Genomic DNA, 15,285 nt, shown 5'->3' with positions numbered 1-15,285 from the left:
CAGGGCGATTGCATCTTTCGTGTATGCACCCCACCAGGGCACCCGCAAGGGGTGCCCCTACAGGGTCGGGGATCGGGCCGGGTGTACGGGCACCCCTTGCGGGTGCCCGTACAGGGCCGGGGGCCGCCGTTTGCGCCGCTGGTTGCATACACATGCTGCCAAAGAGCGCGTATATTTGTCTCCGGTTTCGTATGATGCAATCGCCCTACCCTCGCCCTCGAACGCTCCCCGAGAGCAGGAAGCCCGCGCTCCCAGGCTGGCCTCTTTCCCCGCATAGAGCATTAACAGCTTCCCGGAAGCTTTCAGGTTACAGCGTGGTACCATGAGCGTGCTATGATAGGGTACAATACAGCATATCGTTGCCGATGTTCTTACGCCTCACGTATACCTCCTACATCTTTGGGAAGTTCATCAGGCAGTAGAGGGCGGCTTCCATGCCACCTTCGAGAAAGGGACGGACGTGTCAGCCAAGATCCTGGTTGTTGATGATGACCCAGCCATCGTCAACCTGCTGGTACGTACACTCAAGCGCGATCACTATACACCAATTACCGCATCAAATGGACTAGAAGCCCTCGAAATGGTGGAACGCGAGGCTCCCGACCTGATTTTGCTTGATGTGACGATGCCAATGCTGGATGGCTTCGCGGTGTGTCAACGCTTGAAAGATAATGAGGCGACCGCCCTCATTCCCGTCACGATGCTGACTGGCCTCGATGATCGCGAGCATCGCCAACGTGGTCTCGAAGTTGGGGCTGATGACTTTCTCACCAAGCCGTTTGACCATAGCCTGTTGCGCGCACGCATCAGTTCACAATTACGGGTTAAACGGCTGACTGACCAGCTTGAACGCACCGAGCACGTCATTTTTATGCTGGCGCTCGCCGTCGAGGCCAAAGACTCGTATACCGAAAGCCATCTGCGCCGTCTGTCGAGTTATAGCGAACAACTCGCCGTTGCTGCCCATATTCCCGCCGAGCAACTCAAGGCGATCCGTTTTGGCGGTCTGTTGCACGATATTGGTAAAATCTCGGTTGATGACGCAATCCTGCGGAAACCAGGCAAGTTGACAAACGAAGAGTATGAGCAGATCAAGAAGCATCCCGAATATGGGGCACGCATTATTCAGCCGATGCGCTTTGCCGCTGAGGTAGGGCCGATTATTCGCCATCACCACGAACGATGGGACGGGAGTGGCTATCCCAATGGTCTGGCCAGTGAGGCGATCCCGATTGGGGCACGCATTGTGGCCATTGTGGATGCCTATGATGCGATGATGACCGACCGCCCCTACCGGAAAGCCCTTGGCCTCCCCGAGACGCTTCGCCGCCTTCGCGAGGGCCAAGGTCGTGAATGGGATCCGCAGTTGCTCGATCTCTTCCTGGCCCTGGTCGAAGAAGGCCAGTTGATGGAACCGAAGGAAGTTGGTGTGTTGCTGATGGACGATTAGGGTGAAACGCGAGAGGAAACTGGTTGCTGTATGTATGTTGAGGCGTTGGAATACCTGGCCTGTCCGCAGCATCCAGAGATGCTGCTTGAGTTGATTGAAGGCGCCGAGTACGATGACGAAGGTGAGTTGATCACGGGTGAGTTGCGCTGTCCGACGTGCGGGATGCGTGCGACTATCCGCGAGGGGCTTGTCGATCTCCTTGGAACCCCGCTGATGCCCGATAGCATTGCGCAATTGGCGAATGTGCTGCCGGTCGCGGCCTGGGGCTATGAGCGTACCTGGCGGCCCCAGTCGTTGTCGTTGCTCGCCGGTGAGCCGTTCGATTATAGCCGCGAGTTGCCCCTGCTGGTCGGGTTGACGATGCCTGAACGCGGCGGCCTGATTGTTGATGTCGCTTGCTCGAATGGCCTCTATGCGCGCACGCTTGAACAGGCGCGCCAGGGGGCACCCGGACATGTGATTGGCATTGACCATTCGCTGGCGATGTTGCAACAGGCGCGTACGTATGCGCTCGCCGAGGGGCTGCGCATTACCTATGTGCGCGCCAAAGCCCAGGCGTTGCCCTTTGCCCCTGGTGCAGCCGCAACAATGGCGATGGGGGGCTCGCTCAATGAGATCGGCGATATTCCGACCGCCCTGCGTGAACTGCGCCGTGTCCTCGATCCCACAGGCCGCTGTGTGTTGATGAATCTCGTCCAGGGTGAAGAATTGCCCACCCGCGCCCTCCAGGGCTTGCTCGGGGCCGGTGGGGTGGCCTTCCCCTCATTGGCCGAGGTGAATCGCCTCTTTGCCCTAGCCGGGTTGCGCCTGCGTGCCCAGTGGCAGTATGGGGTCGTGCTCTTTAGTCTGGTGACTTGACCGCATTTTTCGCTTTGACGTGAGTTACTCAGGACAGGTATACTGTTACGGTGAGTAACCTTTCCCTTCAGACACAACTTGAACGCCTCGCCAGTGACCGCTGGGCGCGCCGTGGGGTGCGGATTTTGCTGCGGGCAACCGGGCTAGCCCTGTCGGTGGCCTGTCTCGCCCTTGGGCTGCAGTTGCTACTCGGCTGGTCGCTGATGTGGACGTGGGTCTCGACGCTGACGCTGATCTGCGTGGCGGTCGGGGCCTTGCTGGTCTTGCGCCCACGGATGTCGAGCCACGAGGTGGCCCGTCGCCTCGACCGGCGCTTTCAGTTGCACGAACAGTTGGCGACGGCGCTCGAAGTCGATCCCGCAAGCGAAGGCGTTGCGACGTATCTCAATGAGCAGTCGCGCCGTACGATGAACCAGATCAGGCGCCGCGTGATGGCCCATCGAGCCTTTCCATGGGCTGAACTGGGCCTTGTTGTGGCCCTGGCGTTGCTGCTCGGGGGCATGATGATCATGGCTGGCGTGGGCTCCACCCTTCCCCAACCTGGAGCGGAACCTCTGCCCGGTCTGGTCACCCCACCTGTGCGTAGCCCTGCCGATGAGGCGGCCCCGCCCGAGCCGCAGCCTCCTGAGGCTGCCGAGCCGCAAAACGATCAGGCCAGCCAGAATGATCTCGCGAATGCCGCTGCGCTCGAAGCGCTCGCCAATGCGTTGCGCGATCAGGGCCTTACGCGCCCTGCCGCCGACGCAATCGATCAGGGCAATCCGGCCCAGGCTGCTCAACAACTCCGCGATCTGGCCACCCAGGCCAGCGGTCTGACCAGTCAGACCCGCGCCGAACTGGCGCAGGATTTGCGCGCCGCCGCCGATCAGCTTGCGCCAACCAATCCCGAGGTGGCCGAGCAGATTCGTGAAAGTGCCGATGCACTTGCGCCCGGAAGCAGTGCCCCGGAAGCAGGCTTTGAACAACTGGCCGATACGGTCGAACAACTCGGCCAGGGGCAGGGCAATCAGGGCGAAACGAATGACCAGGAGGAGAATGCCGCTGCCGGTGCGGGTGGCGGTGCCGGGCAGACGGCGCAGCCAGGTGCCCAGCGCGAGCGCAGTAGCGACCGCCTTGGGGTGGATGGCGTGCCCCTCGAACTCGATGGGGCGGGGGAAGGCAATCAGCCAGCCCAGGGCAGTGGCAATGAAGCCGCAACGGAGGCCGGTACGGCTAATCCGCGTGGCGGGTTTGAACGTGGCGGTCAGAGCAGTCAACGGGTAGAAATTGGTGACGACCCGTTGCGTATCCCGGCGGATCTACGAGATGTGGTTCAAGACTATTTTTCGCCGTAAGCGGCGAACTGCCGATGCTCCGGCGCGATCAAGCCAAGGGCAGGGCCAGACCAACCATGGGCCACTCTTTGATGAAGCCTTCCTGCGCCGCATGCAACGGATGAGCCTCCAGGCCCAGCGGACACTCCGTGGCAACCCGGCGAGTGGTGAACACCCCAGTCGCCATCGGTTGCCGGCGACCGTTTTTAGTGACCATCGTCCTTATAGTAGCGGCGATGACTTGCGGTATGTTGACTGGAACGCCTATGCGCGTCAGTCGCATGTGCTGGTCAAACTCGGCGATGCCGAACAGGATGTGCATATCCACCTGCTGCTCGATGCGTCACGCAGCATGATGCTCGGTCAGCCGTCTCGCCTGCGGTTGGCACAACAGATTGTGGGTGCGCTCGGCTACCTTGCGCTTACTCATAGTGATCGCCTGCATATCGTGCCCTTTGGCCCAACGCCCCAGCGCCCGTTCGGGCCGGTGCAGGGCAAGGCAAATATGCTGCGGATGTTCAAGTTTATCGAGCAGATTACGCCCCAGGACGAAACCCATCTGGCCGATGTGGTCAATCAGTATACCCGTAGTCGGCCCTTTGGTGGCATTCTTGTCATCTGTTCAGATCTCTTATCACCTGATAATTTAGAAGAGGCGTTGCACTCGGTTGCGCCGCCGCGCTGGCAAACGGTTGTCTTGCACCTGCTTGATCAGCGCGATCTGCAACCCGATCTCGATGGGCCGCTCGAATTGCAGGATAGCGAAACGGGCGAACGGATCGAGTTGACGCTGAATGACGAGGTGCTGGGCCACTACAAACGGCGGGTGGCCGCCTGGCGTGAAGAGGTGGCCCGGATCTGCGGACGGCGCGGCGCAACCTATGCCCCGGTGATGAGCCACTGGCCGATTGAAAAGATGGTGATACCCTACCTGCGTACCCGTCGGTTATTGCACTAGATCGGTAAAGAAGGCTGTCATGTCGTTGCTCGCGCCGCTTGGCCTACTTGCCCTGCTGTCGCTTCCGGTTATTCTCTTGCTGCATATGCTGCGCGAACGACGCCGCCGTGTTGTCGTTCCCTCACTGTTGCTCTGGCAGGGGTTGCCCCAGCCGCAAGAGGCGCAACGGCGCCGCCGGTTGCCCTTGACGCTCTTGCTGCTGCTCCATCTGCTGGCCGCCCTGCTGATGGCACTCGCCCTCGCCCAACCACATTGGCGCTTTGCGCTCTTTGGACAGGCTGGGCATCTGGCGATTGTGCTTGATACGTCAACCAGCATGGCCGCACCTGCGTCGAACTTCGGCGGTTCGCGCCTCGATGCGGCGCGCGAGGAGGCCCGACGCTTGATCAGTAGCCCAACCGCACCCACGCGGATCACCTTGATTGAGGCTGGCCCACAGGCGCGCCTGCTCGATACGGCTGATCCCGAGAGCATGCCACGCCTGATGATGGCGCTCGATGAGTTGCAGGCCGGCGGAACCGGCACCGATCTCGCGGGGGCACTGACCCTCGCCGAGGCAGCGCTCCAGGGTTTCCCCGAGGCTCGGGTGGTCGTCCTGACCGATGCGGCCCTCGCTGAAACCCAGGCGGCCAGTCTTGCAGACCACGCGACGAGCGTGCCGGTTGATTGGGTTACGGTTGGTGGCCCACGCGAGAATCGAGCACTCGTCACGCTCACCGCCCGCCCGCGCAGCAACAACGGGCCAGTGCAAGTCTATGCCCGCGTCGTCAACTATGGCAACGAGCCAGAGCGGACGATCCTGCGCCTCTTTGGCGATGACCAGTTGCTTGATGCCCAGGTCATCACGCTCAGGCCACGCGGTGAGACCGAATTGACCTGGACGGTGCCGCGTGGCCTGGCGATCTTGCGTGCCGAGCTTGATGGCAACGATGATCTGCCGATTGACGATGTGGCAACGCTCAGCCTGAACCAGACGCGACCAGTCGCCGTCACCATTGTCTCGGCGCAACCCGAGACCCTGCAACGTGCACTGCGTGCTGTGCCAAGGCTTACCGTGAGCACTGTGAGCCCGACGAGCTATGGGCGTACCTTGGCGACGGTCGAGCCTGATCTGACGATCTTTGATGGCTTCCTTCCCGCGACCTGGCCCGCCGGCGGTGTGCTGGTGATCAACCCGCCTGCTGGCACACCGTTGCTGGAGGTGAGCACGCAGCAACGCCAACCCGTGCCGGGGCAACTCGCGCTGCGCGTCACCGCAGCGCAGCCGACCCTCTTTGAAGGGGTGAGTCTCGATAGTGTCGAGTTCGGGCCAGTGGCGGTGATCCAGCCCCACGCGTGGGCGACAGCGCTCTTGCTGCGCGGCGACCAACCCCTGATGCTCCGCGGTCGTACCGGAACCAGCGAAATCGCGGTCTGGGCCTTTGATCTAGAACGCGGCAATCTGACGAGCCGCGTTGCGTTTCCCTTGCTGTTGACGCGCACGGTGCGCGATCTGACCCCGCCGGCCCTGCCTGGTGCGATATTGGCTGGCGAATCGCTGGTGATCGCACCCGATCCACGGACAACCCGCATCGAACTCGGGCGACCGGATGGCAGCGCCGAGGTGTTTATGGTCGGGCCAGGGGCCACGCAGGCGCTCGATCTCGCGCTGCCGGGTGTCTACACCTTGCAAGAATACGCCAATCAACAATTGCTTTATACTGGTCAACTGGCCGTCAATGCAGGTGCGCCTGCCGAGTCAGATCTGACGCCGCGTGTCCTCCCGGCATCAGTTGCACCAGGCCTTGATCCGATGCTGATCGAAGATGAGACCGGGCAGCCCTTGTGGCCCTGGCTGCTCGGGCTAGTCCTGGTTGTCTTGCTGTTTGAATGGATCTATGTTCACAACCGGCGGCGCACGCCGGGTGAAAGCACGGCATAATGTTTTTGCGTAACCCTCTGTTACTCTGGTTGCTTTTGCTCCTTCCTCTTGTCGTCCTCTTCTGGTGGCGGCAACAGCGCCGGATGCGTCCGGTGATCCTGGTACTACGGCTGGCGATCTTTGCCAGTCTGATCGTCGCGCTCGCTGATCCGGTCTTCGGCACGCCCCCGGCCCCACCAGGGCCACTGGTCGTGCTCGTTGACCAGTCAGACAGCCTGCCCCCCGACCTGCGAACGGCGCTCCGTGCCCAGGCCGCGAGTCTGGCCGAGGAGGGAGGCGACCAGGCGCGGGTGCTCTATATCGGGGCAAATGTCGTGAGTGGGCCGAGCAGCGCCCAGGACGAGCCGGTGCTTCCCGATCCATCGGGTAGCGATCTGGCCGCCGGATTACAGGCCGCACGGGCCTTGCTGCCCGGTGGCGGCAAGGTGCTTGTGCTCTCGGATGGCTTGGCAACCGGCGCTGATCCGCTGCGCGAAGCACGGATGGCCGCCGAAAATGGCGTGAGCATTGATGTCGTACCGCTTGCCCCACTCCGCCAGCCTGATGCCGCGATCATTGACCTCAGTGCGCCGGTGCGTCTCCGTGTCGGCGAAGAGTTCCCGATTACCATCAATACCCGCTACCATCCCGGTACCGCTGGCCCGACCGCTTCGGTGACCGGCCAGTTGCGGCTGTGGCAAGATGAGATCCTGCTTGGTGATGAGACCGTGACCCTCTTTGCGGGCGACGAGAGCTTCACCTTCCGCCACGAGGCAACCAACCCCGGGGTGATGCGCCTACGTGCCGAGCTTGATCTGGGCGAAGGCGATAGTTTTGCCGCCAACAATAGCGGGAGCACCATCGCTGTGGTCAACGAGCCGCCCGCCGTACTGGTCATTGCCAACAGTGCCGACGACGCCCTCTTGCTCACCGACGCCCTCGAACGGCAGGCGCTTGTCACCCAGCGGATCAGCCCAATTGAACTGCCAACCCGCCTGGCCGATCTGGCGGCCTTTGATGGCATGATTCTCATCGACGTACCGGCGGCGGCGCTCTCGCTCGAACAGATGGCCAATATCCGCGAGTTTGTGCGCAGCGAGGGCAAAGGCCTCGTCGCTGTCGGCGGGCGAACCTCCTTCACCCTCGGCGAATACAAAGGCACCCCGCTCGAAGAGGTTTTGCCCGTGCAGATGGACCCGCCCCCACGCCCGCAGCGCGGCGAGATCGCCCTGCTCTTGATTGTCGATCGTTCGGCCAGCATGTCCTCGGCCTTCGGGGTGAGCAAGTTTGATATGGCCAAAGAAGCCGCAATCCTCGCGACCGAGAGCCTCGGGCCAGACGATCGCATTGGCATTCTATCCTTTGATACCGGTACGTTCTGGGTCGTTGATTTTCAGACGGTCGGCGAGGCGGCCAATCGTGCGCAGATCCAGCAAGCAATCCTGAATCTGCCCATTGGCGGGGGAACCGATATCGAACTCTCGCTCGCTACGGGCCTGCCCGCGCTGGCGGTGCAACCAACAGGGGTGCGCCATGCTGTGCTGCTCACCGATGGGCGTAGTTTCACCAACAATCCCGCCAACTATCAGCGCCTGATGGAAACCGCCCGCGCCAACGATATCACGCTGTCGACGATTGCCATTGGCGACGACGCCGATGCGATGCTGCTCAATCAACTGGCCCGGCTTGGCGGTGGGCGTTACTATTTTGCCAATCGGCCCGAGGATATCCCGCGCCTAACGTTGCTCGAGAGTGAACTGGCCCGCGCCGATCCTGCGGTTGAAGGGCTGATGCGAGCCAACCTGGGCCAACCGCACCCGATGCTCCGCGATTTTGCGCCCGCCGAACTGCCCGACCTCAATGGCTACGTCGCCACGACCGCCCGCGAGACCGCCGAAGTGGTACTGGAGGCCCCCGAAGCCGATCCGCTGCTCGCCGTCTGGCAGTATGGCCTGGGACGTGCGGTCGCCTGGACCCCCACCGTTGGCACGCCGTGGGCCAGCGAGTGGCGTACCTGGGAGGGCTTTGAACGCTTCTGGGCGCAGATGGTACGCTACACCCTGCCCGAACCCGACAGCGGGCCGATTCAGGTCGCAGTTGAACAACGCCCCGGCGGGAGCCGCCTGGTGGTTGATGCGGTCTTGCCAGGGGGCGAACCACTCGATCTGGCAACCGTCAATGCCCGCGTGATCCTCCCCGACGGCAGCCAGCGCAGCTTTGACATCCGACAGAGCGCACCAGGGCGCTATAGCCAGGATCTGGCGCTCGGCCTCCCCGGTGCCTATGTGCTCTCGGTGGCCCTGCAATACGACGGCACCCGCGAAGTGCGCGAGATTGGCTATGTGCAACCTGTGCCCGCCGAATACCGGCTGCTCGCCAACCCCGAGCACGGGCAGGCACTCCTCGCGCAAATCGCTGACGTAACTGGTGGTACCATACGTGAAGAACTGACGCCCGCACTTACCGAAACTCCTGCGGAGCGCACCACGAGCACCACGGGCCTCTGGCCCTGGTTCCTGAGTCTTGCCCTGGCCCTCTGGGTCACTGAAATCGCCCTTCGCCGAGGTCGCTTGCGACGCTAAAAACCTATGCATCCAACCAATCACCTTGCCTTTGGAGGCCAGGGGCCGATCCTGCATCTGGCCCCAGCCAACGGCTTTCCACCCGAAACGTACCGTCCGTTTGCCGAGGCCTTGACGCCGCACTTCCGGGTGATCGGCCACCGTCCGCGCCCGCTACGAGGTACGCACCCGCCCGCAAGTATCAGTTCGTGGCACGATCTGGCGGCCGATCTGTCCACCGATCTTGATTACCTTGGCAACGAACGAATTATTGGCGTCGGCCACTCGCTCGGCGGCATTCTGAGCCTCTACTGTGCCGCCCGTCAGCCCGAGCGCTTTCGAGGCCTCGTCCTGATCGACCCGGTCTTGCTGCCGCACCTGCTCTTGCCGGCGCTCTGGCTGATGCGCAAACGCGGCTTGCAACACTACTTCCCGCTGGCACGGGGCGCAGCGCGGCGACGGGATCGTTTTGCCAGTCACGACGAAGCCCGCACGCGCTACACCGGGCGCGGCGCCTTTGCCAATTTCGTCCCGGCGGCGTTCGACGGCTACCTCGAAGGCGGCCTGCGCCCCGCCCCCGACGGCGGCTTCGAACTCGCCTGGCCGCGTGCATGGGAATCACACATCTTTGGGCTGGCCCCAATTGACGCCTGGAACGCCCTGCGGCATATTCACGTCCCGCTGCTCATCATTCGCGGCACAGAATCAGATCTGATCATCGATCGTAGCTGGGTCGAACTACAACGCTACGCCCCGCACGCCCACCTCGCCGAAGTCGCCGGCGGCCACATGGTACCGATGGAACAACCCGAAGGCGTCGCCGAAGTGATTGCTGCATGGGCACAGGGCGTGTAGGGAAGATTGACGCAAAGGCGCAAAGACGCGAAGACGAGGAAATAGCGAAGCACACCCTGAGTACTACATGGTCGGCGGGCCATGTATATATAGCAGTCCTATCTGGGTTGCAAACAGGAGTGCAGGCTAAAACTGACTAAAGCCGGAACTCCTCAGACACAGATCGTCTAGGACTGTTATAGCGACACAAATCCAAATCAAAAAAACAACAATATAAAAATAATTATGAAAAAAATTATGAAAAGAGCTCTTCTTATAAACAAAAATTGAACAGAATACCATGAAGGTCGATTATACATCCATTGCCATGACCGCCACAACCCAAACCAACCATTGTAGTTACACACATTAGCTACTAGGCTTGGAGATGCAGTCCTTTCGATCCGCATAGCGTCCCTTGCATTAGCAATACAGGTATTGCCTATGGCGAAACCGCCTGCTGTATCTGTATAGGCAATACCATAATCACTTTCACGACACATGTTATTTTCAAGCCCTGGCGAAGCTTCTGCTGAGACATACATACCATAAACCTTGTTACCAATACAGACATTGCGCTTTGCTATACCTTTCGCTCTATCCTTATAGAAGATGCCAGCCTCTCTATTGGCAGAACAGAGGTTATCGATCAACACAGGCTGAACGTTATCTGTTGCCGCAATACCCCACTGATTAAGACGACAAACACAATCGGCAACTGTACCGTATGCCTGGCCGCGCAATACCAACCCACCACCTCCTCGTTTCGATCCTCTTTGATCCGACACGCCTCCAGTGAAACAGCACCGTTGTACTTCTAACTGCCGATCAGTCACATCAACTGCGCTGGCAGGAGCAGTACCCTGATAAACGACACTCAACTCCGTTAACCTAAACAACCCTTTCCCTTGAACATGAAGCACCGCTCCTTCACTTGTACCCACAATCCGTGTTGCCTCTATACCTGCACCACGTAGACTCAGAGGCTTATCAATCCGCAACGATTGGGCCAAGTGATAGATCCCTGCCAACAGGTGGATCTCTGCTCCAGACGGTGCGTCTGCAACTGCCTGGGCAAGATTCTCATGCGGTGAAACCGTGATTGGTGCCGATGGATGTGACGGCAGATGTGCGAGAGCCGTAGTACATGTGTCGATTTGCGCTTTGATCTGGTTCAAGTTATTCTGGAATTGCGCTCTTCGTTGATCCGCCTGCTGTTGAATGCGGCGTAACTCTGCTCCAGCTTGACGCGTATGGTCTTGAAGACCATGTGCAACGTCCTCTAGCGACGTGACCCGCCTTAAGAGATAAGCCAGCCGTGCCTGGTTCAATTCACGTTCGTAACGTAGCTGCATCTCGGCAGTGTCAGGAACCAGGACATAAGCTGCCTGCAGTTCCCAGTTACACTCCGGGCAGTTTACCTCGGTAGGGCTGTAGACACAAGTGCAGACGGGACAACAGGGATTCTCGTTCATCCAAATGCTCCTTCTGTCATGCTTCGTCAAGGTCTCAGAATGCTTTACAGCTTGAAGACGGATACCGAATCCTGATACGCCTCAGACTATAAGGCTATCTGTTATCAAATCTTAATCTATACAGACATGCACCATCAATTGTCCGTAATAACTCTGTGCTTTCATTGTTCACCCGAACAAAACACTACCCATCAAGCGCAACGGTGACGATCAGCAAATGGCGGAATTTGTCAAAGTTCCGTGAACCGACACCTGGAATGAGGTAACACACCATATCTCTTGCAGTGTAATGACATCATACAGAAGTACACCCGTCGCGGAGGCTACTGACAGGCGCGTACCATCGGGGAACCAAGCAAACTGATTGAACAGATCCTGTTCTTTGCTCAGGCGAGCGAGTTGAACAAGATTAACAGCGTTCATCTGGGAAATAGGGGCTGTCGTTATACGAGTACGCCATCCAAGATCTCGCCTCTCATTCACCCTTGTTTCCAACGCAGCGAGCCTCACCTCCAACGCCTGGATCCGAGCCTGATCACGCTGTGCGTTGGCGGCAAGCTGGCTCTGGGCATGCTGGAGCTGCCGTTCTCGATAGGCCAGCCGCGCATGGGCCAGATCACGCTCGTAGCGCAGTTGGATTTCAGCGGTGTCGGGTACGAGTTCGTAGGCTCCCTGAAGTTCCCATCCGCACTCGGGGCAGATGGCTTCGTTGGGGCTGTAGAGCCGGGTGCAGACTGGACAGGAGCAATGAGTGCTCATGGTTGTGTTCCTGGAGCGCTAGGCTGGAGCGCATTCGGCAACCCCCAAAACCGTATCGTGCCATCCCACGAGGCCGAGGCGAGGAGTTGCCCATCTGGGGCAAAGGCGACACTAGTGACAGGATTCATATGCCCTTCCAAGGTGGCGAGCAGCGTCCCATCAGCAACGCGCCAGAGCCGTATACTTCGATCACCAGAGCCAGAGGCAAGGATCTGACCATCTTGCGCAAAGGCCACGCTTCTGACCGAACCAGTATGTTCTTCCAGCGTGGTGAGCAACGCCCCATCTGACACACGCCAGATCCGTATGGTTCGATCATCAGATGCCGAGGCAAGGGTTTGGCCGTCTGGTGCGAAAGCCACGCTGTTAACATCACTCGAGTGCTCTGCCAACGTGTGTAGTAACGATCCATCGGCGACGCGCCAGAGCCGTATACTTCGATCACCAGAGCCAGAAGCAAGGGTCTGACCATCCGGTGCAAAGGCCACGCTTCTGACCGAACCAGTATGTTCTTCCAGCGTGGCGAGCAGCGTCCCATCGGCGACGCGCCAGAGCCGCACGGTTTGATCATCAGAGGCGGAAGCAAGGACCTGACCGTCCGGGGCAAAAGCCACGCTATTAATATCTCGTGTATGCGCACCCAGAGTGCGTAACAGAGCGCCATCAGCAACACGCCAGAGCCGAACCGTGTCATCCCACGCAGCAGAGGCGAGGATCTGCCCATCCGGTGCGACCGCGACACTCGAAACCTGATCAGTATGCCCATTCAATATGTACGGCTGCATACGGTCGGTGATGTGCCAATATCGGATCTTCCGATCAAATGAAGTGGAAGCGAGCGCTTGACTATCAGGGGCGAAAGCTAGTCCTCTGACAGGACTAGTAAATCCTGTCAGGACTTGTATCAGTTGTCCGTTGTCTACTCGCCAGAACCGTATACTGCCATCAGAGCCAGAGGCAAGGGTTCGCCCATCTGGTGCAAAAGCCACCCTCCAGACTGTATCGGTATGCCCTTTCAGGGTTCGCATAAGCGAGCCATCAGATATACGCCAGATCCGCACGGTTTGATCCTGGAAGGCAGAGGCAAGGGTTTGCCCATCCGGTGCAAAGGCTATGCTATAAACCACATTATCAACATCACTCGTATGCCCCCGCAGTGTACGGACAAGTCTACCATCGGTCATACTCCAGAGCCTCACTGTGCCATCCCACGCAGCGGAAGCGAAAGTCTGGCCGTTGGGCGCAAAGGCAAAGCTTCTGAGCAAACCAATATTCCCTTCCAATGTGCCGATCAGGGATGCATCAGCGACGCGCCAGAGCCGCACGTTTTGGTCTTCAGATGCAGAGGCAACGGCTTGTCCATCGGCGGTGAAGACCACGCTTATAACAGCTTTGGGGTGGCCTTCCAGGACATGCAGCTGTGTCCCATCGGCAACGCGCCAGAGGCGTACTGTCTGGTCATGTGATCCTGAGGCGAGGGTCTGACCATCCGGCGCAAAGGCAACACTATTGACACGATCAGTATGCTCATGTAGCGTGTGGAGCAATGATCCGTCTGACACGCGCCATAGCTGCACAGTATTATAAGCGGAGACTGAAGCGAGAGTCTGTCCATTGGGGGCGAAGGCCACGCTGTAAAGCCAATCGGTTGGAATATACCGGATCTCCTGCATGGTGTTAGCATCGTAGAGGAAGATGCCAATGGATGTGGCGACCGCCACTTGTGTGCCATCAGGTGCCCAGGCTACATCATTTGCGATTCCATTGCCGAGTCGCACTAGTTGCCCCACCTCTGCCGCATTGTTTGTGCTGATGACAACAGGGAGAGATATGGGAACTGTTTCTCTAATCTCTGGAGGCATTACCGCTCGATCGGATTCGGGAGTTATCGCCGGAGTAGAGGTTCTTGTCGAGGCAGAGTTCCTCACCGGAGTGGGAGTCTCGTTACTCCAGAGTCCCGTTACGCGACTAAGATCGATATCGATCAGCCCGAACATCATCAAGAACATGATGATGAGTCCGACCAATATCGCAAATCTATAGATATCCCTTTCTGTATCTAATTCTCTGATCTGATCCTGGGCATGACGGTTCGCATCTTTGAGTTCCTTCAGTTGTCTCTGGGCTTTTTGCAACGCGGTTTTTGACACTTCCAGTTGGGCCTGGGCCTGCTCAAAGCCGGAGTAGAGCAGAAGACTGTCCAGCGACGAAGCCTCTTCGAGTTGCACCAAGCGCGCCTGAACCTGCCGCAACGCGGTCGTTGACTCTTCCAGTCGGGCCTGAGCCCGTAGACGCTCTTGATAACTTGCATCTTGGAGTTGCTCCAGCCGGTTCTGCGCTTCCTGGAGTTGCTGTTCGCGCTGCTCCAGCCGGGCCAGCGCCTGCTGTAAATCGGTTTGCGCTGCAGTGCGCTGGGCTTGCACTGCCTTGCGTTCACGGCTGAGTTCAGCCTCTAGCGTGACAAGGTGCGCCTGGGCTTGCTGAAGTTGCCGTTCACGGTAGGCCAGCCGGGCCTGGGCCAGATCGCGTTCGTAGCGCAGTTGTACCTCGGACGTGTCGGGGACAAGTTCATAGCGACCCTGTAGCTCCCAGCCACATACGGGGCAACTCGCCTCATTAGGTTTGTAGGCGCGATCACAGACTGGGCAGACAGGGTTGTCTTGAATAGCTGTGTTCATTGGTAACGGCCCTATCGCCAACGGTAGAGGGTTTGCCAATCGCTTGTGCGTAGTACCTGTACGTTTCCAGGCAATACGATCGCCAAGTACTCTCCATCCGGCGCGAAGGCCATGGTTGAGACGGAAGAGCCGTGGTATAGGTCGTGCAGCCGCGTGCCATCACCGATGCGCCACAACCTTACGTATCCTCCCCCGGCCGCTGCGATGACTTGCCCATCCGGCGCGAAGGCCATGGTTGAGACATTAGAGACGTTAGAGTCGTGGTCTAGGGCGTGCAGCCGCGTGCCATCACCGATGCGCCACAACGTTACTTGTCGTCCCCGTGCCACTGCGATGACTTGCCCATCCGGCGCGAAGGCCATGGTTGAGACGTCAGAGTCGTGGTCTAGGGCGTGCAGCCGCGTGCCATCACCGATGCGCCACAACCTTACGCCTGCTCCCCCGGCCACTGCGATGACTTGCCCATCCGGCGCGAAGGCCATGGTTGAGACGTCAGAGT

11 protein-coding genes are annotated in these 15,285 nt (G+C 59.4%); 7 read left to right on the top strand and 4 right to left on the bottom strand.

From position 1 onward, the window contains the following. Positions 1 to 460: 460 nt before the first annotated feature. The 7 genes from EYB53_RS12355 to EYB53_RS12325 are packed head-to-tail and all read left to right on the top strand — an operon-like array spanning position 461 to position 9,895. Positions 461 to 1,450, top strand: a complete 990-nt coding sequence (locus EYB53_RS12355) for an HD-GYP domain-containing protein (RefSeq protein ID WP_135478492.1) — start codon at positions 461 to 463, stop codon at positions 1,448 to 1,450. A 30-nt stretch (positions 1,451 to 1,480) separates the two neighbouring features. Beyond that, entirely contained in the window at positions 1,481 to 2,308 is an 828-nt protein-coding gene (locus EYB53_RS12350; RefSeq protein ID WP_135478491.1) for a class I SAM-dependent methyltransferase, read from the top strand. A gap of 50 nt (positions 2,309 to 2,358) precedes the next feature. Continuing rightward, positions 2,359 to 3,642 carry a hypothetical protein gene (locus tag EYB53_RS12345; protein WP_135478490.1) on the top strand — a complete coding sequence of 428 codons (1,284 nt, stop codon included), beginning with the start codon at positions 2,359 to 2,361 and terminating at the stop codon, positions 3,640 to 3,642. Then, positions 3,614 to 4,579, top strand: a complete 966-nt coding sequence (locus EYB53_RS12340) for a DUF58 domain-containing protein (protein ID WP_135478489.1) — start codon at positions 3,614 to 3,616, stop codon at positions 4,577 to 4,579. Before EYB53_RS12345 ends, EYB53_RS12340 begins: the two co-directional genes overlap by 29 nt. Before the next feature lie 19 nt (positions 4,580 to 4,598). Beyond that, complete coding sequence (locus tag EYB53_RS12335) at positions 4,599 to 6,500, top strand: vWA domain-containing protein (protein WP_135478488.1); 1,902 nt, start codon at positions 4,599 to 4,601, stop codon at positions 6,498 to 6,500. Next, positions 6,500 to 9,061, top strand: a complete 2,562-nt coding sequence (locus EYB53_RS12330; protein WP_135478487.1) for a vWA domain-containing protein — start codon at positions 6,500 to 6,502, stop codon at positions 9,059 to 9,061. The genes EYB53_RS12335 and EYB53_RS12330 overlap by 1 nt, the downstream gene beginning before the upstream one ends. A gap of 6 nt (positions 9,062 to 9,067) precedes the next feature. Next, complete coding sequence (locus EYB53_RS12325) at positions 9,068 to 9,895, top strand: alpha/beta fold hydrolase (RefSeq protein ID WP_135478486.1); 828 nt, start codon at positions 9,068 to 9,070, stop codon at positions 9,893 to 9,895. A gap of 197 nt (positions 9,896 to 10,092) precedes the next feature. On the opposite strand, the gene EYB53_RS12320 is transcribed toward EYB53_RS12325, so the two are convergent. The 4 genes from EYB53_RS12320 to EYB53_RS12305 form a co-directional block, all read right to left on the bottom strand. Further along, the gene (locus EYB53_RS12320) at positions 10,093 to 11,349 is read right to left on the bottom strand and encodes a right-handed parallel beta-helix repeat-containing protein (protein WP_135478485.1); all 1,257 of its coding nucleotides are present in this window, start codon (positions 11,347 to 11,349) and stop codon (positions 10,093 to 10,095) included. Between the two features lie 210 nt (positions 11,350 to 11,559). Beyond that, entirely contained in the window at positions 11,560 to 12,108 is a 549-nt protein-coding gene (locus EYB53_RS12315) for a hypothetical protein (RefSeq protein ID WP_135478484.1), read from the bottom strand. Then, positions 12,105 to 14,786, bottom strand: a complete 2,682-nt coding sequence (locus EYB53_RS12310; RefSeq protein ID WP_135478483.1) for a WD40 repeat domain-containing protein — start codon at positions 14,784 to 14,786, stop codon at positions 12,105 to 12,107. The genes EYB53_RS12315 and EYB53_RS12310 overlap by 4 nt, the downstream gene beginning before the upstream one ends. Before the next feature lie 11 nt (positions 14,787 to 14,797). Further along, on the bottom strand, positions 14,798 to 15,285 hold a 488-nt coding region (locus tag EYB53_RS12305), incomplete at its 5' end, for a WD40 repeat domain-containing protein (protein WP_167857374.1).

The organism is Candidatus Chloroploca mongolica (assembly GCF_004762035.2).
In the GTDB taxonomy this organism is placed as follows: domain Bacteria; phylum Chloroflexota; class Chloroflexia; order Chloroflexales; family Chloroflexaceae; genus Chloroploca; species Chloroploca mongolica.
This window is presented reverse-complemented; position numbering and strand designations above follow the sequence as displayed.